General features: G+C 42.1%; 23 protein-coding genes. 4 read left to right on the forward strand and 19 right to left on the reverse strand.

The features are described from left to right. Nucleotides 1-413: 413 nt before the first annotated feature. The 11 genes from F4V44_RS23270 to fdhD all read right to left on the reverse strand — a co-directional run bounded on the left by F4V44_RS23270 (nt 414) and on the right by fdhD (nt 12513). Entirely contained in the window at nt 414-1433 is a 1020-nt protein-coding gene (locus F4V44_RS23270; protein ID WP_150442402.1) for a thiazole biosynthesis adenylyltransferase ThiF, read from the reverse strand. A 5-nt stretch (nt 1434-1438) separates the two neighbouring features. Then, the gene (gene moaD / locus F4V44_RS23275) at nt 1439-1672 is read right to left on the reverse strand and encodes a molybdopterin converting factor subunit 1 (protein WP_150442403.1); all 234 of its coding nucleotides are present in this window, start codon (nt 1670-1672) and stop codon (nt 1439-1441) included. After that, a complete protein-coding gene (locus F4V44_RS23280; RefSeq protein ID WP_150442404.1) occupies nt 1665-2129 on the reverse strand; it encodes a molybdenum cofactor biosynthesis protein MoaE in 465 nt (154 codons plus the stop codon). Before F4V44_RS23280 ends, moaD begins: the two co-directional genes overlap by 8 nt. A 96-nt stretch (nt 2130-2225) precedes the next feature. After that, nucleotides 2226-4142 carry a molybdopterin biosynthesis protein gene (locus F4V44_RS23285; protein WP_150442405.1) on the reverse strand — a complete coding sequence of 639 codons (1917 nt, stop codon included), beginning with the start codon at nt 4140-4142 and terminating at the stop codon, nt 2226-2228. A gap of 9 nt (nt 4143-4151) precedes the next feature. Then, a complete protein-coding gene (locus F4V44_RS23290) occupies nt 4152-5381 on the reverse strand; it encodes a molybdopterin molybdotransferase MoeA (RefSeq protein WP_150442406.1) in 1230 nt (409 codons plus the stop codon). Nucleotides 5382-5394: 13 nt separating this feature from the next. Continuing rightward, entirely contained in the window at nt 5395-5988 is a 594-nt protein-coding gene (gene mobA, locus F4V44_RS23295) for a molybdenum cofactor guanylyltransferase (RefSeq protein WP_150442407.1), read from the reverse strand. Between the two features lie 13 nt (nt 5989-6001). Next, nucleotides 6002-6796, reverse strand: coding sequence for a formate dehydrogenase accessory protein FdhE (locus tag F4V44_RS23300; RefSeq protein ID WP_150442408.1), 795 nt, complete (start codon nt 6794-6796; stop codon nt 6002-6004). Between the two features lie 344 nt (nt 6797-7140). Then, nucleotides 7141-7890, reverse strand: coding sequence for a formate dehydrogenase subunit gamma (locus F4V44_RS23305; protein ID WP_223882015.1), 750 nt, complete (start codon nt 7888-7890; stop codon nt 7141-7143). Further along, nucleotides 7880-8704, reverse strand: coding sequence for a 4Fe-4S dicluster domain-containing protein (locus F4V44_RS23310; RefSeq protein ID WP_150442409.1), 825 nt, complete (start codon nt 8702-8704; stop codon nt 7880-7882). The genes F4V44_RS23305 and F4V44_RS23310 overlap by 11 nt, the downstream gene beginning before the upstream one ends. After that, nucleotides 8704-11679, reverse strand: coding sequence for a formate dehydrogenase-N subunit alpha (fdnG, locus tag F4V44_RS23315; RefSeq protein WP_150442410.1), 2976 nt, complete (start codon nt 11677-11679; stop codon nt 8704-8706). Before fdnG ends, F4V44_RS23310 begins: the two co-directional genes overlap by 1 nt. 57 nt (nt 11680-11736) lie before the next feature. After that, complete coding sequence (gene fdhD, locus F4V44_RS23320; RefSeq protein ID WP_150442411.1) at nt 11737-12513, reverse strand: formate dehydrogenase accessory sulfurtransferase FdhD; 777 nt, start codon at nt 12511-12513, stop codon at nt 11737-11739. Nucleotides 12514-13049: 536 nt separating this feature from the next. On the opposite strand from fdhD, the gene F4V44_RS23325 reads away from it, so the two are divergent. The 3 genes from F4V44_RS23325 to bshB2 all read left to right on the forward strand — a co-directional run bounded on the left by F4V44_RS23325 (nt 13050) and on the right by bshB2 (nt 15361). Then, nucleotides 13050-14045 (forward strand): NADPH:quinone oxidoreductase family protein, encoded by a 996-nt coding sequence (locus tag F4V44_RS23325; protein ID WP_150442412.1) that lies wholly within the window; start codon nt 13050-13052, stop codon nt 14043-14045. A 202-nt stretch (nt 14046-14247) separates the two neighbouring features. Next, on the forward strand, nt 14248-14598 hold the full coding sequence (locus F4V44_RS23330) for a YojF family protein (RefSeq protein WP_150442413.1): 351 nt from the start codon (nt 14248-14250) through the stop codon (nt 14596-14598). Nucleotides 14599-14695: 97 nt separating this feature from the next. Beyond that, a complete protein-coding gene (gene bshB2, locus F4V44_RS23335) occupies nt 14696-15361 on the forward strand; it encodes a bacillithiol biosynthesis deacetylase BshB2 (RefSeq protein WP_150442538.1) in 666 nt (221 codons plus the stop codon). Nucleotides 15362-15575: 214 nt separating this feature from the next. Here the strand turns inward: bshB2 and F4V44_RS23340 are convergent, their stop codons facing one another. The 3 genes from F4V44_RS23340 to F4V44_RS23350 form a co-directional block, all read right to left on the reverse strand. After that, nucleotides 15576-15836, reverse strand: a complete 261-nt coding sequence (locus F4V44_RS23340) for a hypothetical protein (protein ID WP_150442414.1) — start codon at nt 15834-15836, stop codon at nt 15576-15578. Between the two features lie 135 nt (nt 15837-15971). Next, nucleotides 15972-16415 carry a CBO0543 family protein gene (locus tag F4V44_RS23345; protein WP_223882017.1) on the reverse strand — a complete coding sequence of 148 codons (444 nt, stop codon included), beginning with the start codon at nt 16413-16415 and terminating at the stop codon, nt 15972-15974. Next, nucleotides 16348-17466: a DUF2515 family protein gene (locus tag F4V44_RS23350; protein WP_150442415.1), complete on the reverse strand. Its 1119-nt coding sequence runs from the start codon at nt 17464-17466 to the stop codon at nt 16348-16350. The genes F4V44_RS23345 and F4V44_RS23350 overlap by 68 nt, the downstream gene beginning before the upstream one ends. A 197-nt stretch (nt 17467-17663) precedes the next feature. Here F4V44_RS23350 and F4V44_RS23355 point away from each other — a divergent pair, with 197 nt between their 5' ends. Further along, entirely contained in the window at nt 17664-19526 is a 1863-nt protein-coding gene (locus F4V44_RS23355) for a terpene cyclase/mutase family protein (RefSeq protein ID WP_223882020.1), read from the forward strand. A gap of 48 nt (nt 19527-19574) precedes the next feature. Here F4V44_RS23355 and F4V44_RS23360 read toward each other — a convergent pair whose 3' ends face one another. The 5 genes from F4V44_RS23360 to F4V44_RS23380 all read right to left on the reverse strand — a co-directional run bounded on the left by F4V44_RS23360 (nt 19575) and on the right by F4V44_RS23380 (nt 23897). Beyond that, nucleotides 19575-20231, reverse strand: a complete 657-nt coding sequence (locus tag F4V44_RS23360; protein WP_150442540.1) for a DNA alkylation repair protein — start codon at nt 20229-20231, stop codon at nt 19575-19577. Between the two features lie 269 nt (nt 20232-20500). After that, entirely contained in the window at nt 20501-21604 is a 1104-nt protein-coding gene (locus F4V44_RS23365) for a PRK06851 family protein (protein WP_150442417.1), read from the reverse strand. 245 nt (nt 21605-21849) lie between these two features. Next, a complete protein-coding gene (ybaK, locus tag F4V44_RS23370) occupies nt 21850-22335 on the reverse strand; it encodes a Cys-tRNA(Pro) deacylase (RefSeq protein WP_150442418.1) in 486 nt (161 codons plus the stop codon). 36 nt (nt 22336-22371) lie between these two features. After that, nucleotides 22372-23280 carry an NAD(P)/FAD-dependent oxidoreductase gene (locus tag F4V44_RS23375; protein ID WP_150442419.1) on the reverse strand — a complete coding sequence of 303 codons (909 nt, stop codon included), beginning with the start codon at nt 23278-23280 and terminating at the stop codon, nt 22372-22374. 143 nt (nt 23281-23423) lie between these two features. Then, on the reverse strand, nt 23424-23897 hold the full coding sequence (locus tag F4V44_RS23380; protein WP_150442420.1) for a threonine/serine exporter family protein: 474 nt from the start codon (nt 23895-23897) through the stop codon (nt 23424-23426). Nucleotides 23898-23912 lie beyond the last annotated feature (15 nt).

Here is a 23912-nt window from a genome sequence, read left to right on the forward strand (position 1 = left end):
ATAGTTCCCAACTAAGCTTTTCGGACCACCTCACCGGCACTATCAACCCTCGATAGTTCCCCATTGAAGTTTTCTGACCACCCAACCGGCACTATCAATTCCCCATAGTTCCCAACTAAGCTTTCCTGACCACCTCACCGGCACTATCAATTCTCCATAGTTCCCTATTAAAGTTTTCAAACCACCTCACCGGCACTATCAACCCTCCATAGTTCCCCATTGAGCTTTTCGGACCCACCCACGGGTACTATCAAACTCCGATAGTTCCCAACTAAGCTTTTCAGACCACCTCACGGGCACTATCACCCTTCAATAAGTAACCAATCACGCTCTACACTCCCCCATCCTCTAAACAAAACCACTCACACACAAAAAAAGGGAACAGACCCCCAACAGGTCCATTCCCAATTCCTTCATCCAAGTATCCGATTATACAAAGTCTTCGCAGCCGTCATATCCTTCGTCCCATGCACTAGTGCCCGGCCGTCTTTAAAAATAACCACCCGCTCGTCCTTCATCTCCACAGACAAAAGATACGGATTTCCCTTCACCGCATAGCCAAGTGCCCCAAGCTGCTTTGCCAGCTCATCTAACTGGATGTCCAGCGGCTTTGGCGGGCGGACCTGCACGGTATCCCGGCCGCAAAGCACCGTTGACTTCGTTTGATTTTCTGCTTCCAAAAACGGATACGTCGGATGCTCCCCGCAAGATAAACAGGATGCATCCTTTGCTTTCCCCACTTTCATACTGGAGTATTGATTCCTCCACAAATCAAAGCTGACAAAGGCCGGCCGCACCGCATCCCAATCCTCAACTAAGATTTTCAATGCTTCTGCCGCCTGATGGGACACGACCATCCCGACTGCAGGTGAAATAACACCAACCGTATCGCATGTCATCCCTTGAATCGGAAGCTTCTTCAGCAGGCAATTCAAACAAGGGGTTTTCCCCGGAATAATTGTAAAGCTCATCCCAAAGCTTCCGACACAGGCCCCGTAAATCCAAGGAATCTTATACTTTTGTGAAATATCATTAATCGCAAGTCTTGTTTCAAAATTATCAGTCGCATCGATGATCAAGTCTTTCCCGTCCGCTAACTCAGCCAGCTTCTCAGGATTAGCATCACCAATTACACTATGAATCCTAACATCTGAATTAATCTCACGCAGACGCTTCTGTGCTGCAGCGGCCTTTGGAAGCTTCAACTCCACATCCTGCTCCGTATACAGCTGCTGGCGCTGCAGATTGCTTTCTTCTACATAATCCCGATCGACAATTGTGACTTGCCCGACTCCGGCCCTCGTCAGCATTTCCGCACTACCGGAGCCGAGTGCCCCGGCCCCGATGATCAATACATGCTTCCCGCGGATTTTCTCCTGACCCTCTTTTCCAATCGGCGCAAACAATGTCTGCCTGGAATAACGCTCAGACATAAGGATCACCCCCCGCTGACAGGAGGAATAAAGGCAACCGTGTCGCCTTCCTTAATGATGTCATCATCATCGGCAAACTCCTCATTCACGGCGGCCATTACAGCATCTAATTTCTGAATTCCATAAGCCGAAGCTAACTCTTGCTTTAATTCAGCAATTGATTTACCTGCCGCTTCTACTTCCACACTTTCCTGTCCCGCTTCATCACGCAGATGAGCAAAAAACAACACCTTATTCATTCAAATCAGCCTCCTCTGGTTTTCCGGTTGGATAGGCGACTGTCTCCTTTTGATTTCCAATCCATTCCTGCCCGTCTTCCCAATGTTCCTTTTTCCAAATTGGAACGATTTCTTTGATTCTTTCAATCGCATAACGGTTAGCTTCATAGGCATCTGCACGATGAGGAGTGGAAACAGCGATGACAACCGCTACATCTGTAATATCCAGTTTCCCGACTCTGTGCGAAATAGCAACCTGTGCCCCCGGCCACCTTTCCTCGATTTCCTGCCCAATCTGCTCAAGCTTTTTAACAGCCATTGACTCATAGGCCTCATAGATAAGATAAAGAGTCTTTTTTCCGTGGGTTAATTCCCTCACTGTTCCAATGAAAGTGGTAATCGCACCTGCCTCACGCTGTACCACCTTATCAATCACAGCTTGGATAAGAATCGGCTCTTTTGATATTTCAAAATTCATCTATACTACCTCCGCTTAAAGTGAAACTTCAATAGTGGGGTCTGATGTATTGCAAAGGGTACAGTGTTCTTAATCCGCCTTCCCCTATGACAATTTTCAGCTAAAATAAACCGGCTCCGGATGATCCATTACCTCATAACCGCCAATAGCTAGAACATCCTGCCTAAAGCAGTCGCTTTGGATCACCTCAATTAACTTTTGCCCCTGCACACTTTCGAAAAATTCCTTCGTCATTAATAATTCATAGCTCTCGTCTGAAACTGGAATAAAATCAAGCTCCATTGTTTTAGCAGCTGAATAAATACCTAAACCAACAGCCTTCTCGTCAACCTTCACTTCTGCAGCCACACTTAAATGGGAGAACATTTCCCGTTGATAACCAGCAATCTCCTCTGACGACAGGCCTGCTTCTTTTAACAGCATATCAAAGAGGATTCTTGTTCCCGCTCCTTTTTGCCGGTTAACAAAATGAGCTTCTTTTTCAATAATATCTTTCACCGTTTCAATCCCTAACGGATTTCCCTTCGGCACAAGCCAACCTTGTTTTCTTTTTAAAAATGGATACAGAACGACTTCCTGTCCCGCCAGGAAACGCTTAATATAAGGAACATTATATGTGTTTGTTTCCGGATCTAGAAGATGTGTGCCCGCAATATGGGCCTCGCCCTTCTTAATCGCCATAAGGCCGGCCATACTGCCGACATGGGATGAAATGATTTTTGTGCTATAGTCCTGTTCCTTTAACCGGGATGATAACAAATCAATCGATAAATCATGGCTGCCGTTAAACACAATTGCCTGCTTAATTTCCGAACGCGGCTTCAAAAGCTCAATTTCGACTGATTCTCCCTGCTCATAGCCTAAGGAATGAGCCGGAATTAACAGCATCCCGTCTGCCTTCACTAGTGACATCGTAACACCGGCTGCACGCGGCAATGGGTTGGCAATATATTCTCCGTTCACATAGCCGATACTCATACGGATAAAATCCTCCGCACCCATCGTTCCGACAATCCGACGGCCAAGCTTCACCGTTAACGTTTCTCGCTTTGGCACCGGAATCTGAAGATAATCACAAATTAACGGCTGCACAAACCATTCCAAATCTAAATAAGCCGATACAGGATAACCTGGCAGTCCGATGACAATTTTATCCTTAATCCGGCCTAAAATAACTGGCTTTCCTGGCCTTGTGGCCACACCATGTGTAAAGACCTCGCCAAGCTCTTCGATGATATGAACCGTATAGTCCTCAGAACCGGCAGAAGAACCGGCATTAATGATGACAATGTCTGAAGCTTCTACCGCATCCAGCAACTTCTCTCTAATCTCCTCCGGACGGTCTTTTACAATTGCAGAAAGCGCAGGCTCACCGCCCCATTCACGAATATAATTGACCATGACAGAGCCATTAAACTCAACCAGCTTCCCCGGCGGCGTTTCTCCGTTCGGGAACACAAGTTCATCACCGGTTGGAATAATACTGACGACCGGCTTTTTCACTACCGGAACCTCAATTACCTGTGAAGCCAATAGAACCCCAATATCAACCGGACGAATTTTGTGGCCCTGCGGAAACAGCATTTCCTCTTGGATGATATCCTCTCCAATAGGACGGATATGCTGCCACGGGGAGGCAGGTTCAATAATTTCAACTGTCTCTTCATCAATTTCATCTACATATTCAATCATGATGACCGCATTATAAGGAGAAGGAATTTCATTTCCTGTGTTTACATATACAAAACCTTCACCAAGCTTCAGCTGGACAGGGTTTTGTTCGTGGGCTGAAAAGGTCTCTTCCGCTTTTACAGCGATTCCATCCATGGCCGATGCATGATAATGCGGGTTGGACATTTTTGCAAACACCGGATGGGCTGTCACACGCCCAAGCGCTTCCGTACTTCGGATTGTTTCCGTTATCCTCTCAGATGTAAAATGGTGCAGCAGCTCGTTTAAAGCTTCCTGCCTTGGAGTATCCTGCAAATATATTTTTCGTTTATATTTCATCATGTTTATCACCTACCCAAATAGTCTTACTGAAACGAGATCGCCTTTAAGCACACCTTCGCTTCTTGAGGGGATTTCAATCAATCCTTCACTTTTGACAAGGGTAGAAATCAGGCTCGATTTTCCAATAATCGGCTCTGCATACCATTGATTATCTTCAAAGAAGAGGCGTGCCCGGATATAATCACTGCGGCCTGGTGTAGAAGGAAGATTCTTTGTGACAATGGCTCTGGCTAGATTCTTCTCTTCTCTTATCCAGCCCTGGAGCTTATGTAATATGGCCTTTCCAAACAAATGAAAAATCACAATTGCGGACGCTGGATGTCCAGGCAGACCGATGATTGGTTTATCATTTGCCGATGCTAGAATCGTTGGTTTTCCAGGTTTAATCGATACTCCATGGACAAACACACCTGGTGCCCCAAGAGAATCTATGACTTCTACTGAATAATCCTTTGTTCCAACTGAACTTCCACCTGATAAAATTAAGCAGTCAACCTTCTCGAGCATTTCCTTTGCTTGTCTTTCCAGCTCTTCACGGCTGTCCTCGATAATCCCGCCATAAATAAACTCACAGCCCCACTCGGAAACAAGGGAGCCAATGGTAATACCGTTCATATCGCGAACCTGTCCAATAGCCAGTTCCTTTGTTTCAATCGGCACAATTTCATCACCAGTGGAAAGATAACCAATCACCGGCTTGCGGTAAACAGTAACCTCTGTAATTCCCTGTGACGCCAAGGCGCCTAATTCCTGCGAACGCAGCTTCATCCCTGCGGTTAATAGTTGCTCGCCTTCCTTTAAGTCCTCGCCGATGGAAATCACATTTTCCCCAGGAGCAACCTGGCGATACAGATTCAATAACCCGCTTAAATCTTCGCAATGCTCAATCATGATTACGGCATCGCTTGTCTCAGGAAGCATACCGCCGGTTGGTACATAGATGGCTTCTCCGTCAGCTAAAGCCCTTTCCGGCTGTTCGCCCATCTTCACTTCACCTGCTACTGTTAGAAATCCCGGCATGCTTTCCGATGACCCAAACGTATCCTTTGCCTTTACCGCATAGCCGTCAACCGATGAACGGCGAAAAGCCGGCACGTTTTCCTTGACCTTGATATTTTCAGCCAGTATGTAATGAAGCGCTTCATAAAGCGGCTTCGTTTCTGTTTCCGTTAAAGGGTTGATCATTTCATCAATGAGAGAAAAGGTTTCCTCTACTGTTTTCACTTGAAAAAATTTCATCTACTCTCACTACCTATCTTCTTAACATAGTAAATGCCTTCTCGTATTCATTACGGTCATTCATATTAAAAAAGTAAATCTCTTCATCCGGAAGACCGAGCAATTCTAGTACATCATTCTTTACTATTTTAACATGAATACTATGTAAAAAGTGTCTAATACGCAGCTGGTTGTCCTCAAGTGATTTTGTCACTGCTTCTTTTACGTCTTTCCGGTAAGCCGCAAACAGGGGATGCAGCCGGCCGGAAATCTCCGGTACCGCTGCCTGATAGTCCGCTAAACAGGATAATAAGTAGTTTCCTAAGTCAACAGAGATAAACGGCATGTCACAAGCCACAATCAGATTATACTCTGTATTTGAAGCAGACAAACCGGCCTCAATTCCGGCAAGGGGCCCCATGCCCTTGTATTTATCCTCTGTCATGGGCAGGTGCAGGAACTCGTAGTCGGCAGGTGTATTGGTGACAATGAGAATTTCATCCGCCACCTTTTCCAGACTTTCCGCGATCCCTTCAATTACAGTTTTCCCATTCAGTTTAAGCAGGGCCTTATTGGTTCCCATTCTGCTTGACTGTCCCCCTGCCAGTATGATTGCCGTTGTCCTCACTTCAGTTCACCTCTTAATGCTTTTCTTTATCCAATAATCCATAGCCATTTTCCTGCGCAATATAATCACAGTGAATTGTTTTTAAATCGAGAATTTCCGGAGCCGGAACCTCAAATAATTTTCTCGTATCAATTACTTTAGTATACCCTTTACATGATTTACATGCATAAATTTCCGCACGCTCATCATCCTCAAGCTTTAACACGATTACGTCACCCTGCGTATCTGAGCCGCAGTGGGCACAGGAAATTTTCTTCTGCTCCCATGTTGAATGGCAGCGCGGGCAGAGGAGTTCTTTTTTTCCAGCCTTATTAATAAGAGCCAAACGCGCTGGCTCACCGCAACAAGGACAGCTTCCTGTATGACCCTGCTTTGGAAGTTCATCCTTTAACTCAAGACCTGCTTTGTGCAAATATGGACGCACCGCATGTTCAGCAGCGAATATTGGCAGCCAGTCAGGTACATGGTTTTTCTCGGCCCAATCGGAGAAATAATACATATTAACAATTAATGCTTCATGAAACCATTTTGATAATGTTTCATTATCTAAATTAGCTTCCATTTTAGCTAAATCCTCGCCTATCTCTGGTTTATTTTCTTTTACTACTAGAAAAAGGTCCTGTAAAAAAGATTGATAATCCATTTCATTAAACTGTAAATCAGCCTGAGGAAGAATCGGAAGCTTCCCATCTATATTCTCTTTTTTTACAATCGTTTGATGTGATAAAGCCCTCACCCACTTTTCATATAAGGCTGTAATTTCTTCTTGCAACTTCATATATTCGGGACTAATTATTTCTGTTTTCATTTATATTTTCACCTCGTGTGCATTTTTCTGAAGAAAAAAGAGGCTGACTCATTAAGCTGTCAGACCCCCGCACCATGAACATATCTAGAGCCTTTAGTCAGCATTAATTCCTAGATATTGTATTGTACGGGGTCTGACTTCACTTCCTCCTAAGTCAGCCTCTCTTTCTTTATAAAATTATTTCATTCTCTTTTTTTAAGTTAACTAGATCCCTTTTTATGGCTAACTCCAGCGCCTAGGAGCTGGAGGTCTTAAGCCAATCAGCTGATGGGAAGAAAGGGCACTTCCCAACAGCTGCTCATCTTAGCTTGTCGCTCCTGGGCAAGGCGCTTCCATTTTTCTTATTATGCACCTTTAGGACGATTATTTTTCTTTTCAGGATCTAGTTTCTTTTCTTCTTCTACGATATCATTATACCAATTTGTGTGGTGATGCTTCGCATAGTCCTCAGAAACCCAGCCTGTTGTCATCCCTTCTAGCGATGCCTTTGACGATGGGTTCGCACTGGATAGATAAATATGACCAACAACCACCATCAGCGATAAACCTAAAGCAATATTATGCATTGGATAGGACCAATCAATGACCCATCCTGGGAAGTATCCCGGAAACCACATAACAATTCCAGATGCAACGAACATAAAGAAGGTTGCGATTTGCATGAGAGAATTTAACTTTTCCCCTCCGCTGATAAAGTCTTGCGGCGGGTTTTTCGTTTTAAAGCCGAACATATCAAATGGGAAGTTCATTAAATATTTAATATCATGCTTTCCCCATTTAAAGGCATTTCGCAGCCATAAGGACATGCTCTTTCTATCGAAAATGAGCATATAAATTGGCATGAGAATAAAGATTACAGCAGCTACCCGATGAATGATTCGCGCCAATGCTGGTCCGCCAAATAATATATACAGCCAATCAAAAAACTCAGTATACATGGCTAATCCTGATAAATAGAGGGTAAAGTAGGATGTTGCATAACCCCAGTGAAAGATTTGAAAATGAATGGTGAAACGTTTAACCTTGCCATCTTTTATTTTTCTTTTTTCCTTATTCTTCATCAAATTCATGACTTGCATCAAATTATCCTTCATGGTGGTCTTCACCTTCCTTTCCTCTATTCTTGAATTTTAATGCACCCTGTACCGCTAATGCACTAAGCACACCAAAAGTTGTTGCACCGACTGCGAGCTTTCCTAATGGCTGCGCCCAGTCCTTCCAAATGACCTGTGAAAGCTTTGCCTGCGGGTCTTCAGGAAGTCCGTATACAGACGGTTTTTCTGCTAAAAGATAAATCGTATTCGTTCCATCAATTCCTTGCGGATTATAAATATTTGCATTTGGATACCGCTCTTTTACCTTTGCTAAACGAGCGTTCGCATCGCGAAGTACATCTTCTTTTCTGCCAAATACAAGACAGTCCGTATGACAGGCTGTGACACATGCAGGCTGAAGTCCGTTTTCAAGACGGCTTGTACAAAGATCACATTTCTGCGCTAAACGATATTCCTTACCCTTCTTGTCTTTGTAAGTAGCTAGCTGAATGACATCAAAGTAACAGCCCTGTACACAATAGCCGCAGCCGACACATTTATCATGGTCAATAACAACGGATCCAAATTTCGTTGTGCTGATGGCATTTTCCGGACAAGCTTTCTCACAGCCGGCAATATTACAATGCAGGCAGGCTGCATGACGGAACAGCCAGTCAAAGCCACCGTCACTTCTTTCATGCTCATCATAGGTAATAACGTTCCAAGTATTTGCTGTCAATCCTGCATGAGATTGAATGCTGCCTTGGAATTCTTCCGGCTCTGCAGGGAGGTCATTCCAGTTTTTACAAGCTACCATACACGCACGACAGCCGTCACATTTGGTTACGTCTACAAACTTAACATAGTCTGCCATTATTTTGCCCTCCTAACATCGCATAGGAATGCTTTATATTCTGGAATAAACGAGTTGGCATCCCCAACATGCGGCGTTAATCGGTTGGCAGAGGCTCCTGTAGCAATACCTTTATATCCAAACTGCCATGGCATACCAATATGATGCACGGTTTTTCCTTTTAATTTAAATGGCTTAAAGCGTTTTGTTACCATTGCGTAGGCTTCAATCTCACCGCGGGCGGATGAAACCAAAACTTTATCTTTATTGTTAATGCCCTTTTCTTTCGCCAATTCCTCACTAATTTCAATAAACATATGTGGAACAAGCTCTGCAAGCCAAGGGACGTTACGAGTCATGGATCCTGTCTGCCAGTGTTCAGATACACGATAGGTTGTCGCAATGATTGGGTATTTCTCAAATTCGCCTTTTGCTTCTAATTTCTGTTCTCCAAATTGCACAGCTGGATTGAACTGTGTTTTAGATATTTGGTTATCTAATGGATATTCCCATGGTTCATAATGCTCAGGGAATGGACCTTCATTCATTTTTGCCGAGAACAAATCTCCCTTACCTGTTTCCTGCATGATGAACGGATCATTAAAGGTTGGATCATCCGGACCTTTTGCAGCAGCAAAGTCTGGAACGTCATAGCCTTTCCACTTTCCTTGCAGAGCATCCCATTGAATCCCGACTCGATGTGAGTTCCAAGCCTTACCGTTTAGGTCAGCGCTTGCACGGTTATAAAGAATTCTTCTGTTCATTGGCCATGCATATGACCAATTTAAGAAGTTACTCATTCCCTCATTCGTATTATCACGGCGTTTGGATAGGTTGCCTTTCTCAGGATAGAAACCACAGTAAATCCAGTTACCGCAAACCGTCGAACCGTCATCCTTTAAATTTCCGAACCCATCAATCTGTTGCTTCGTTACTGCATCATAACCATTAATTTCTCGGCAGACTAAGTCAATGTCTGGATGATGTCCCGGACCATAATTCCAAGTCAATGCCTTGATAGGAGCATCAGCTGGTTTTGTGCTATTTGCATAAGCTTCTTTTAATCGAAGCGCAATTTCATGTGTAATTTCTAAGTCAGCCTTTGAGCGGCCTTTTGGCGGAATTGCCTGCCATCGATACTGCATCCACCGTCCTGAATTTGTCACAGAGCCTTCTTTTTCATAAGAAGAGCAGGCTGGTAAGAAAATAACCTCTGTTTGGATAGATGCTGGATCAGAACCTGCTTCTTTTTGCCAGAATGCAGATGTTTCTGTCTCCATTAAGTCAATCGCTACCATCCATTTTAAGTTTGCTAGTGATTTTTGTGATTGACCGGAGTTAGGACCGCCAACAACTGGGTTTGATCCATAAAGGATTAAGCCTTCAAGCTCTTTATTAAACATGGCATCAAACAATCGTAAATAAGAATAGTTTTTGCCGGCTGCAATTTTTGGCATAAAATGATAGCCAAATTCGTTTTCTGCTGTTGCATTATCACCATAGAAGGATTTCAACATACTTGTGTAAAATTTTGGATTGTTTGTTTTATATCCGGCCTTCGGTGTAATCCGATCAAGGAATGCTTGATAGGTTGTATCATTTGATGTTGGTACGTCCATATATCCTGGTACGTTATGATAAAGAAGACCAAAGTCTGTTGAACCTTGAACGTTCGATTCACCGCGCAGTGCATTCACTCCGCCTCCGGAAATACCAATATTACCTAACAATAATTGAAGGATGGCATAGATACGAATGTTTTGTGACCCAACCGTATGTTGTGTTCCGCCCATTGCATACAGAATTGTACCTGCTTTACCTACTTTACCGGTTGAAGCAAAGATTTCACATACCTTTAAATACGTATCTTTATCAGTACCTGTGATTCCAACAACAGTGTCGACATCATAACGTGAATAATGCTTTTTCAACAACTGAAATACACATCGCGGGTCTTGTAAAGTTGGATCTTTTAGGGCATTTCCTTCTTCATCCAATTTATAAATCCATTGTGTCTTATCATATTTTCTTGTTTTTTCATCGTAGCCGCTGAACATACCATCTTTAAATGAATAGCTGTCATCAACAATCCAGGCAGCATTTGTATAGTTCGCAACATATTCTTCATGGTACAGTTTATTTTCAATAATATAGTTAATCATCCCGCCGACAAACGGAATATCAGAGCCTGAACGAAGCTGTCCATAAATGTCTGACATTTGCGCTGTTCTTGTATAACGCGGGTCAATTGTAATAAGCTTGGCGCCCTTTTCTTGTGCCTTTGAAATCCATCTGAAGCTAATTGGATGGTTTTCAGCTGGGTTTGAACCTAGAACTAATAAAACATCTGCATATTGAAGATCGTTCCAGTGATTTGTCATCGCTCCACGACCGAATGTAGGTGCCAGACCGGCAACCGTTGAACTGTGTCATATTCGGGCCTGGTGTTCGATGAACGATAAACCAAGTCCTGCACGGAATAATTTATGATTTAAATGACATTCCTCATTATCAAGAGCAGCCCCGCCAAGATAAGCGATGTTGTCTAATCTATTAACAACTGCCCCTTTTTCTTGGTGAATCATGCCTCTATCACGGGATTCTTTAATATTTTTAACTACTTTCTCGTAAGCAAACTCCCAATCTACCTCTTCCCATTTATCGCTTCCTGGTGCGCGGTACAATGGAGTTGTTATACGTTTATCTGTAGTATATAACTGACGAATGGTTGTACCTTTACTGCAAAGGGTACCTTCATTGATTGGATGGTCCGGGTCACCCTCTGTATAAATCACATCGTTTTGACTTGCATAGACCAAAATTCCGCAACCAACAGAACAATAAGGACAAATTGTAGGTGTTGGTGTCAATTCTGCGATTTTAAATGAGCCCGAGGCTGCTTTAGCCTGTGTATCATCAAAACCAAGCTCAACTACCGCTAATGTTGCTGCCATGGCACCAGATATTTTCAAAAACTGCCTTCTGGTAACTTCCATGCTTCTTTCCCCCTAACTTGATGAACCTTGTAGTAGTTAACAATTAATCTATCATTTTTATGGTAGAACCCTTAGATTGGGTTGAGTTCCCGTTTGTTCAGTAACATCATCTATCACCTTGCCTTTTGATGTATAGACAATGGCCATTTTCCCTCGCAAATAGCCAACCAGCTCAATATTTAAAAACTTTGCCAGTTGGACGGCCTGCTTCGTGGCAGCTGTTCTTGACCCAATAATTGAAAAACCAAATTTAGCCGCCTTTGAAAGCATTTCATATGAAACTCTTCCAGTTGTCAACAGAACTAAACTTTTTGGATTTAATCCTTGTCTGACAGCGTGTCCGATTACTTTATCAACCGCATTATGACGGCCGATATCCTCTCGAATAGTCATTTCACCCGCTTCATTCACCATACAGGCCCCATGCATGCCGCCTGTTTCTAAATAGAGAGGTGAATTTTTAGCAAATTCAGCACGCATTTTTAGTAAATGACTAAGTTTATATGTTTGATTACTTTGAACCTTATTGAAGGTTTTGACATCTGTCATTGAAAAGAAGGTAACTCCTCTTCCGCAGCCAGCTGTGTAATGTTTTTTCTTTGAGAGCATCTTTTCGGTATCTATGCCATTGCTTAACACTACACGAATGGCCCCAAAGTCAGGTTCGATTTGAAGCGACTGAATATCTTCCCTATGTTGAATCAATCCTTCAGAAAACAAGTACCCATAAGCCCAGTCTTCTAAATCCTGATTGGTTAATTGAAATACTGCCACCTCATAACCGTTTACGACGAGTGTAATAGGATATTCCTCTGGACAACTCTTTCTGTGCATATCCTTCACCTCTTTCATTAATCAAAAAATAAAAAGCCTTAACGGCCATTTTCTTCCGGAAAGCGCTACCAATATAATCTCCTGTTATAGAAATTCCTATCTTACTGTTTAATAACAATGAATAAACGCTTTATCGGAACTCCATACTCTTATCCTAATCCCATTTTCCTGCTCAGACAGTAACTTTTATCACCCAAAAAAAAGCAATTGTGAATTTCTCGTGAACAAATAAGCACCTTGGCATAAGAAACCTCACTCATAAAAACCGAAAAACAGCATGGTATTAATTATCTAAGGGCAATTTATTAATAAAATTAATAGATAAAGTCATTGCTAGAGGATAGCATACAAAATTATGGTATATTGTTGAGGGCTACTAACTTAAGTACTAGCAGGCCAGTTAGAATCAGAATTGGTAAAATAAATCTCTCTATCTCAGGGTGTCTGGATTCCACAATAGCGGAACCTGACACCTTTCTTACGCAAACATTATGCTTTCCTTCTCAAAATAATTTAATTAAAAAGGAGCGATTCTGATGGCAGAATCATTCAAGGCATTAATCGTTGATAAAACAGAAGAGCATTTCCGCCTATCTGTTGAAGAACTTACCTTACAGGATTTACCCGAAGCGGATGTATTAATTAAAACTGTCTATTCCAGCATTAACTATAAGGATGGATTGGCTTCAACACCAGATGGAAAAATCGTCCGCTCCTATCCATTTGTACCTGGAATTGATTTAGCCGGTACCGTCGTCTCATCCAAAGATCCTCGGTTTAAAGAGGGAGATGAAGTCATTGCGACAAGCTATGAAATAGGCGTTTCTCATTTTGGAGGATACAGTGAATATGCCCGTATACCAGGCGACTGGATTGTTCCCCTTCCGGAAGGTCTTACTTTAAAAGAGGCAATGGTTTACGGAACAGCCGGTTTGACGGCAGCACTTTCCATTCAAAGACTCGAGGATAACGGAATCTCCCCTGATAAAGGAAAGGTTCTTGTAACTGGGGCAACCGGCGGTGTCGGCAGCTTAGCAGTTGCCATGCTTGCTAAATTAGGCTATACCGTTGTCGCCAGCACCGGCAAAGAATCCGAGCATAGATTCCTGCGTGATTTAGGTGCTTCAGAAGTAATCTCTCGGGAAGATGTACATAATGGTAAAATTAAAGCGCTCGATCAGCAGCTATGGGCTGGGGCTGTTGATCCTGTCGGCGGCGAAACACTGGCAGCTATTATAAGCAAAATCACCTATGGCGGATCAGCAGCTGTCAGCGGCTTAACAGGCGGCGGCAGCGTTCCAACATCGGTCTTTCCATTTATTCTCCGCGGCGTAAACCTGCTCGGAATTGACTCTGTTTACTGCCCAATGGAAGTGCGGAAAAAAGTATGGAATCGGATGGCCGGCGAATTAAAACCAGAAAATCTATTACAATCCATTCAAAAGGAAATTACGCTTGAGGAACTTCCGGAGAATCTACCTATTCTGTTGAAGGCACAAGCACGAGGAAGAATTTTGGTAAAGTTGTCTTAATGGTAAAAGGGTCTTCGGCTCTTCTAATGGAGGCCCTTTATTCTTTATTCCTTTTCCTTCTTTCCTGTTTTGCTGGCTTACCTTCCCTTCATCTCCTCTTATAAAAATCAAGCGAAAATTTCGCATTTCTAACACTTTTTTAGTAAGATAAACATATCGTTTTTTCATGAAGCAATTGGAAAATGAAAGGAGGCTCAAAACAATGGAACCGGTTATCACAGAAATTGTACAAAAGGAAATAGACAAGTTTGCCAACAAGGAAGTGTATCTTCATCTTGAAACGACTGCTGGTGCATATGCTTCTCATTTCGATGAGAAATTCTTCTCTTCTGGAGCTTATATCCGCAATGCACTCGTGCAATATGAAAGAGGAAAAATTGCAGGGTCCGGCCCTTCCTACAGGGTTGGCTTAAAAATGCCGATTGGCTGGATTTATGCAGAAGGTATTACTCATTTTGAGGTGGACTCAAGCGGGAGATTGTTATTAGCGGGCCATGACTATTCAGGGAAACTGGCCGTCTGTCTTGAAATTAGCCTAAACCCTTTTGAATAAATGATTGCTAACACTAAAGGCGAAATCGCCGCTAATATATATGAACCAAAACGACGGAACGAAAAATAACAGGAAGGAGCTGGACTCCATGGATACAATGGAAAAAGAACAGCATGTCTTGATTGTTCTTCCCCACCCGGATGATGAAGCCTTCGGCGCGTCTGGAACCATTGCCGCACACGTTGCCAATGGAACACCCGTCACCTATGCTTGTTTAACACTCGGTGAAATGGGCCGAAATTTGGGAGACCCTCCATTTGCCACGCGGGAATCATTGCCGTTAATCCGCAAGAAAGAACTTCAGAATGCGGCCAATGTATTAGGGATTAAAGATCTTAGAATGCTGGGATACCGGGATAAAACAGTTGAATTTGAAGACGAGGAGAAGCTAATTCAAGACTTCATGTCCATTATTGATGAGATACACCCAACGCTGGTCATCAGCTTTTATCCGGGCTATGCGGTTCACCCTGATCACGATGCGACAGGTGCAGCTGTTGTCAAAACGCTTGAACGGATACCGGAAAATAAACGTCCGAAATTGCATTGCATTGCCTTTTCTCACGGCTGTGAAGAAGAAATCGGACAAGCTGATATTGTGTATGATGTGAGCAAGGTAGCAGAGACGAAAATGGATGCCATTTTATCGCATGCTTCACAGGCACAATTAATGGTTGCGAATATGAAGGAAAGATATAAACAAGGCGACATCGAGGTATTGACAAGAATTAATACCGAGCGTTTCTGGACTTATAAATTCTAAATCAAATTCGCTCGAAAAAAATCTGGGACATCTACCGGAGACTTAACTTCATTCAGCCAGAGTTTGAACTCCCAATGAATCGAAGAACCTTTTGCATTCATCCCCCACTCATAGAAGTGGAGGACTTCTGCTGAATAAAGTTAAATGGGGCTGTCTTGTGCGACAACCCCATTTTTTATAAAAAAGTTCACTTAGGCTTCTCCTAGAAAATAAATCAGCTTTCAAAGCCCAATTGTAAATGCTGCTTCAACTGTTTAATTTCCGGCTTAATAGGCGCCAGTGTAATCGATGATAAAAAGTTTACAGAACTTTCAATGGCAAGTATATCCTGCTGTTTTCCAACCAATGTCTCGAGTCGATCCAAGATTTCAAAGCTTTTCATGATCTTACTGTTACGGACAGGCATCGTCTCTAGTTTCACTCTAATTACATTTAACAATTTGCCTACTGCTTCTGTTTCATTTTTCTTCATCATGGACCTTCTCCTTCCCGAATCAAGAAAGTTAATGGTAATCTTGAAAATAAATGATTTTGATTTACATTATACAAGGTTAAATCATAATAATCTAATCAAAAGTCTCCGTTTGTATAAATTACGACGGCTGCCTTTTTACTCTCTTTTAAGCCAACGAAAAAACCCCGCTGTAATTATTAAAAAGAGAAAATAGCCAATAAAAGTATAAAGATGCTTCCATTCCTCACCATGCTGAAAAAAGCCAAGTGCCTCGGCAAATTTTTCAAATACGGCCATTAAAAGACTTACTAACAGAATCACAGTTAGTTTCCCCCATTTATTTAAACGGGAAAGAAAATATAATAATAGTATGACGGATGCCGGCAATCCTACTAACGTAAAGCCAATATTTATTGCAAAAAGCTCCGGCAGCGGACGGCTGGGGAATTCATACATACCTTTCCCTACAAAATAAAGGTCCAAATAAGTCCCAATTAAAGAAGCGAATATCCCAGTGACAATGTAATTCTTTTTAGAAAAGGATTGTTTTTTTGGCAAGGGCGGCAATTTCAAGTCTTTCAAGTGCTTTACAATATTCATCCTTAATCTCTCCATCCACCATATCAATATCATCCTCTAAATAATCAGCTACACGAAAGTCATGAAACCAATCTCCTGGTTCAGCTTCAGGATGGATTATATTCTTCCATGCATTTTCTAAGCTCGGACTGTAAAATCTGCTTGCCCTCTTTCTAAGTTTGCATCCCTTTAGGCGAAGCAGATAAGAAAGACCAGGAGCTCCCTCCCTGACATTATTAAAAAGGTGCGGCCAATAATCCTTTCTCGATCCTGTATGATGATGGCTTTTTGCCCATTCCAGCACTCTATTGTGAAAATCCTGATTTTTAAAAAGAACTGCATACAGTCTTTTCCCTAATAGGATTCGTTCATGAAGAGATTCAAATTGATGGAGTGTCTGACCTCTCAGACCTTTGTTTTCAAATGGAAAAAGAATATGGTTAAAGGAGAGCACATCCTGGAGAAAAAATTCAAGCTTCCTTAACACCTCCTTTTGATAAATCGGATGCTGGACTACCCTTTTTTCCAAATAACTTTGTTCATTAATGACAAGCGCGATGCAATGAATATATCGGTCTTCATTTTCCCAAAAGTGATTCCAAATAGTTTCCATAAAGGTTGAGACCTGTAAATGGGACAGCAGGTAAAATAGCTTTCTTCTTCTCCGTAAGCTTTCCCGATAAAGCAGAAATTGCGGATACACATCTTGAAAAATCAGCCAGTTGCCTCGCTCCAAAAAAGAGAAAAAAGACATTCTCTCTTTCTTTGATAACAGCCGTGTCAGAAACTCCCCTTGCAAATCGGTCATATTGTACCCGCCGTTTCTTGAAACCATATGACCTAAAAAAGCCCATTGTATTTCCGGGTAGCGCAGATAAAAGTCAAGATAGGCCTTTGTTCTTGTGACATTATTAAGATTATGCTTCTCGGTTTCCCTTTTAATCTCTTCAAGCAGGGTTTGGTCCTTCAACGATAATGTTTCTAAATCTGCTTTTTTGCTTTTGCCTTTTTGCTTTAATTCATCTCGAATCCTTTCAAGCGGCGTTTTCTCCCGATATCTCAAAAAAAACATAGCCGTTCCCCCCATGATGAATGGTTCCTTCACAATCGGAATATGTATAGCCTAAAGAAGAAATGAATTGATAAAGTGCCTTTGAAGTGCGGGACTGCTATTTTTTCCAGCATAAAAACCTTACTGGGCACATTTATCACAGGCAAAAAGAATGCCAGTCTAATTGTCTAACCTAGCTTGCGAAAGGAGTGAACAGCCTGTTGGATACTAAAGCAAGTATAGATTGGATTGTTGAGACACTTCGAAAAGATCAAACGTCTGACGGCTCGTGGAATTATCCCTTTGATACAGGAATCTCAACGGATGCTTATATGATCATTTTATTACGGGCTTTAAGAATACATGATGAAGAATTAATTCAGGGACTTAGCAAAAGGATTTTGAGTAAACAAGAACAAAACGGAGCCTGGAAGCTTTTTCATGATGAAGGTGAAGGTAATACGACAGCGACAGTAGAGGCCTACTACGCCCTGCTTGCTTGCGGATATTATTCACAAGACGACAAAAATCTAAAAGCAGCGAAACGATTTATTATCACGCATGGCGGTCTAAACAAGATAAGCATTTTCACGAAAATTATGCTGGCACTGACCGGGCAATTAAAGTGGCCTTCCCGTTCCCCGCTTCCAATTGAAGTCATTTTACTGCCTCGTTTTTCACCAGTACATTTCTATTCCTTTTCGTCCTTTGGCAGAGCCAATCTGACACCAATTATGATTCTTTCTGCAAAAAGGTTTACCCTTTCGCTGGAGAATCTCCCCGACTTAAGTGATTTGAAGACTTATCGAGATGATGAAGATCAATGGAATTATTCAAGGGAATGGCGGTCTTTGCTCTATTTTATAGAAGAGGGCATAAAAAGGTTAATCGGCATTCCTGGAGAACTCCGGAATTTTGCCATAGACAAGGCCAAACGGTATATGCTGGGCCGTATTGAAGCAGACGGGACATTTCTTAGTTATTTCAGCAGTACATTTCTCATGATTTTTGCTCTGCTCTCGGTAGGATATAAAAGAACGGATCCCGTTATTATGAAAGCAATTGACGGATTGAAAGCGATGAAATGTGAAATAAACGGTCTGCCTCATATGCAATATACGACTGCCAATATATGGAATACCTCCTTAATCAGCACTGCCTTGCAGTCGGCCGGGATTAAAGCGGATGACCCCATGATAAAAGAGGCAAATCGTTATCTGTTAAGCCGTCAGCACCATAAATATGGGGACTGGATGATCCAGAACTCTAACAGTCTGCCAGGCGGATGGGGATTTTCAAATGTTAACTCTATTCACCCCGATGTGGATGATACCACTGCTTCCCTTCGTTCAATTGTAAAAATTGCCCGCATGGAAAAAGCCGCATGGGACCGGGGTGTCAGTTGGACACTATCGATGCAGAATGATGATGGCGGCTGGCCTGCCTTTGAAAGAAATACCAATTCAATGCTTTTGAAGCTTTTCCCATTTGAAAAGGGTGAATTTTTACTGCTTGATCCATCGTCTGCTGATCTAACCGGAAGGACGCTCGAATTTTTAGGAAACTATACCCGTCTTTCAAAAAGTCATCCGCTCATAAAGAAAGCCATCGGCTGGCTTTGGAAGGACCAAAGAAAGGATGGCTCGTGGTATGGACGCTGGGGAATTTGCTATACGTATGGAACATGGGCAGCCATTACTGGATTGCGAGCCGTCGGTGTTGCAAACTCTGATCCACATATCCAAAAGGCATCATCATGGTTAACTCTGATTCAGAATCCTGACGGCGGCTGGGGGGAATCATGCCACAGCGATGTCAAACAAAAATATATTCCACTAGGTTCCAGTACGCTGACGCATACTGCTTGGGCATTGGATACATTAATCAGCATTTCCGACAAACCAACAAAAGAAATTGAAAAAGGAATAACCTATTTAACACATTCACTGAAAAATAACGATTGGACTACTGATTACCCAAAGGGCCAAGGAATGGGCGGCGCCTTCTATATTCACTACCACAGCTACCGCTATATTTTTCCACTCATTACGCTATCACATTATCAAAAAAAATACGGATAATCTTTGCGGCGGCGGATTTACTATAACCGCCGCCGGCCCATTTCATCACTATAGATATTTGCTTCCTTCCCTCACACTTAATGGAGCCAATGTGTGGCTTTCAATAAAAACCTTGACCGATTCTGGGTCCGTTTTTGAATATTCTCGAAGTACCCAGCCAATGGCCTTTTGAATAAAAAACTCCTTGCTGTCAGCATTTCCCTTAATGTAACGGTATAACAGGTCTTCATTTGTTTTATCTTTATACTTAAGCTGAAACAGGATGGCCGTTCTCCTTAGCCAAAGATGTTCTCCGAATGCCCAGTCTTCAATGGTTTCCGAAATGACTTCCGGATATTTTGCAGCAATGGTTCCCACAGGTTTCTGGGCCAGCATATCAACCGTATCCCACCAGGATTTCGTTGTAATCAGCTTTTCGAATAACGGAAGATCATCCTTAACAAGCTTTTTCAAAGATCTTTTAATATAATCAATGGCAGCATATTGATATTCTCTTTCATGCTGTTCCCAAAGCGCTAGCACAAATTCATGCTGGAATTCCTGTTTTAAAATCCCGCTTTGCTGATAGAACTTCTGCTGCAACTTGCTCCTTTCCGGCATTTTGATGCCAAGAAAGGGGAATAAATCCTTCATGTATTTCTTCATTGGCTCTGCATTTTTCTCATTTCGATTATGTTCAAAATGAAATTTAATCATAGCGATCATCTCATCCAAATGTGTACACCCCTCCATTCCGTGCTCTGACTATTATGGATATATTTTAGAGATTTTAGCAAATAGGAGGAGGGTTTTGGCAGAGATACAGGATTCACTGTTTATTTATATTTTTAATAGGCTATATTAACGAATCCTGTCATTTCCTAACCATACCGCTTTAGATGAGTCAAAAATCAACAAGGTTAACAAATAAAAATTTTTAATAAAAAAGAAAGCACCCTTTTACTGCGATGCTTTCTTCTCATTTAAGATTTTCTTCATGCTTCGTTTGACTGGGCAATCTCTTCGATTTCACTTTGAATCTTTTCTTTTTGTTTGCTCACAACATCAAAATCCATTGTTGAAATATAAATCGCCTCAAGCTGATTTCGGATTTCCTTTGCATCTGCAAGAAATCCAATAGCTTTCTTCATATTTGCTTTATATTTGGATTGTACCTCTTTAATTTGGTCAGCAAAGATTTCATCTGTACCTGGTGCAATAATAGTCCCATACATATCAATGATTTCATCGCTCTCCCGGCTCGGGAAATACTCATGCGGAGCTGTGCTATCAAAAATAGCGATGCCTAATTCTCTGATAATGACCATATCAAGACTGTTTGGATCAAAGCCGCAATGATAAATTTCAAGGTCAAACCCTCTCGCTTCTCCCTCAGAAGCCAGCTTTTTCAGCATAGTTGACTTACCTGAGCCAGGTCTGCCCTTAATAAAATACCGTTTGTTAATGTCTGCTGTTAGATTCGGTACGAAATCAACCGCGCCTTTTGGTGTGGCAGCACCGAGAAAACGGTGGCGAACCTCTGATTTTTTATTTAATGACATGTTTCCATAAAAAGTTTCAATTAATCTGTTTGTCAGCTCGTTGGCTTTATCAAAATCCATGCTTTGTATATAAATCTTTTCCCAATCATCATGGACTCTAAGTGCCTGTGCGAATGTTTGATAAGCATCCTGAAAAGCCTGACTTACCTGATTGGATAAGTCTTGAATATTTTGTTTCTCTTTAGCTAGAGCCTGTGAATCCCAAGCTTCACCTAGATTCACATATTCCTCTACTGCTCCCGGCAGGTTAGGTTCAAGCACATGCGGGGCTGTTCCATCGACAACTCCTACCTTTAAAGACGGGATGATGACACCATCAATGGAATCGGGGTCCGATGAACAATGTAAGTATTCAACACTGTAGTCCTTTTCTGACCAGTACGCACCTATCTCCTTCATCAATGTCGATTTACCAGTTCCAGGACCACCTTTTAAAATATAAACTTTTTCTAATCCCTCAAGGTTGGAATCAAATAAGCTGTAGAATCCGCGGGCAGTGTTGCCACCTGCGAAATATCGGATGATTTTGCCTGCCATAGACATTTCCTCCCTGTTATCAAGGCTTTTAGCAGAGGGTATGACCCAAATCTGCACTTCATATCTGCTTCAGTTCCAAGCCCATTTAAAGGCAAGGTACCTCCGCTGTTCTATATATCATTTCTCTTTACGATATGCAGAGCATGATAAATGGGTGAAAGCCTACATTCATTTATCTTTTTGAAACACAAAAAAGACCCTTTGTAAGGGCCTTGATCCTGGGTATTCTTCTAGTCTAACTTTCATCAGCCTTCATGCTCTTTTATCACTTCTGCAAAGGTTCCATTTGTGACAAGGATAAGATCCTGCGGCTTGATTTCAATTTGCACACCAATTTTCCCGCCGCTAACAACCATTTCTTCTAAAGCTTCTGCACACATCTCAATAAAAGTTGGGTACTGCTTTTTCATTCCAACGGGTGAGCAGCCGCCCCGAATGTAACCTGTTAGTTTTTGAATATCTTTAACTGCAATCATATCTATTTTCTTTTCATTGGCTGCCTTTGCCGCTTTTTTAAGATCCAGTTCCGCTTCAACAGGAATAACAAAAACATAAATGCTTTTAGTCCCTTGTGTGACTAACGTTTTGTATACTTCCTTTGGGTCACGATTGACTTTTTGTGCGACGGACACCCCATCTATTTTGCCATCAGAAGCATCATATATTTTCATACCATAGTCAATCTTTTTTGCATCCAAAATTCTCATCGCATTTGTCTTTATCTGAGCCACTTTTCTTTCTCCTCACCATTCTATCGTTCATTCAGGCTAACCCTCGCCTTGAATAATATCCTTATGAATCCAAATAGCAGCCTGGGAGCCTTCTCCCATCGCAATTGTCACTTGCTCGGAATGTGCCGCAATGTCACCTGCAGCCCACACTCCGTGAATATTTGTCATCTTTGTACGAGGGTCGCAAACAATATGTTTATTTTCAAGTAATTCCACCCCTAGTTGCTTTGCCAACTGTGAACGCACTTCATTGCCGCCAAATGCTGTAAAAGCATAATTCCCCAAAACTTCTTCCCCATTTTCCAACAAAAATCCTTGCAACTGGGATTCATCAGTTATCACTTTCTCAATCGGAGTTTCTATGTAGAGTATCTTTTTTTCATAAAAAAATTCTCTATCCTCGTCCGAGATAGACTTCTGTTCATGATTAATATAAACTAAATCCTTTGTCCAATAGGATAGTGTTTTGACCATTTCAACCCCGGTAACGCCAGAACCAATTACAATCGTGCATTTCCCTTTTACCTGATAGCCGTCACAGTCAGGACAGACATAAATGCTGACCCCGAGACAAGGCATTAAAGAAGGCAGCAAATCAGCAGGAATTCGATCCATTACACCTGTTGCTAGTAATAGTCGCTTGCTCCTGTATGTATCTCCATTCGAGACAGTGACCTCAAAGCCAGACTCAGTCTTAGCAGCCGACTCAGCCTTCCCTTGTAAAAAATGTATACCTAATGCTTCGGCCTGCCTTCTTCCTGTATCACGGAGATGCTGACCGCTCACCCCATCAGGATAACCTAATATATTATGATAACTCCGGCAAATAGTTGAACGGCCGTCACTTGAATCAATGACAAGCACTTGATGCATATACCTGCCTAATTGAATAGCAGCCTGCAACCCTGCAATGCCGCCTCCAACTATTATACAATCATATTTCATTCTTCATCACTCCCAGCTAATCCGCGACCGCCATTATATGATAACAGCACATACTTCTATTGAAGTTAGTTCGCATTATTAGCATAACCAAACGGAAATAATCTCATGATAAAGAATGCCTAGTTAGGTTCTTACCGCTGTCTCTAATCCTGCTCTGCCTTTGTCTGAATCATCCTTTTCCTCTTTAATCGATTCTGTACAATAATACGGGTAAACACTTCCGAAACCACGAGGCCGGCTGCAATCCCTCCTGAAATAAGAAGGGCTTTTGCTGCAAGCTGAATGGCAATGTCGTAATCATTGCTGACAAAATGACGCATGGCATCATAAGCAGATCCACCGGGTACCAACGGGATAATTCCTGAAATATTAAAGACGATGACAGGTTGTTTATATACCTTCGCGAAGGTTTGACCAATTCCGCCAATCAAGATAGAGGCTAGAATAGAGGCAAACACAGAATCCATTCCATTTTGAACAAGCTGAAAGTAGAAAATCCAGCCAATCATGCCAGACAATCCGCCCTGCAGCAGTTGTTTCCTTGGTACGTTAAAAAGTAATCCAAAAGCAGCAGAAGCAATATAACTTGTAACTAACTGCTGGATAATCACAGCCATTTCACCAACTCCTTC

The sequence above is a fragment of the Niallia endozanthoxylica genome, assembly GCF_008710145.1.
GTDB classification, from domain to species: domain Bacteria; phylum Bacillota; class Bacilli; order Bacillales; family Cytobacillaceae; genus Bacillus_BD; species Bacillus_BD endozanthoxylica.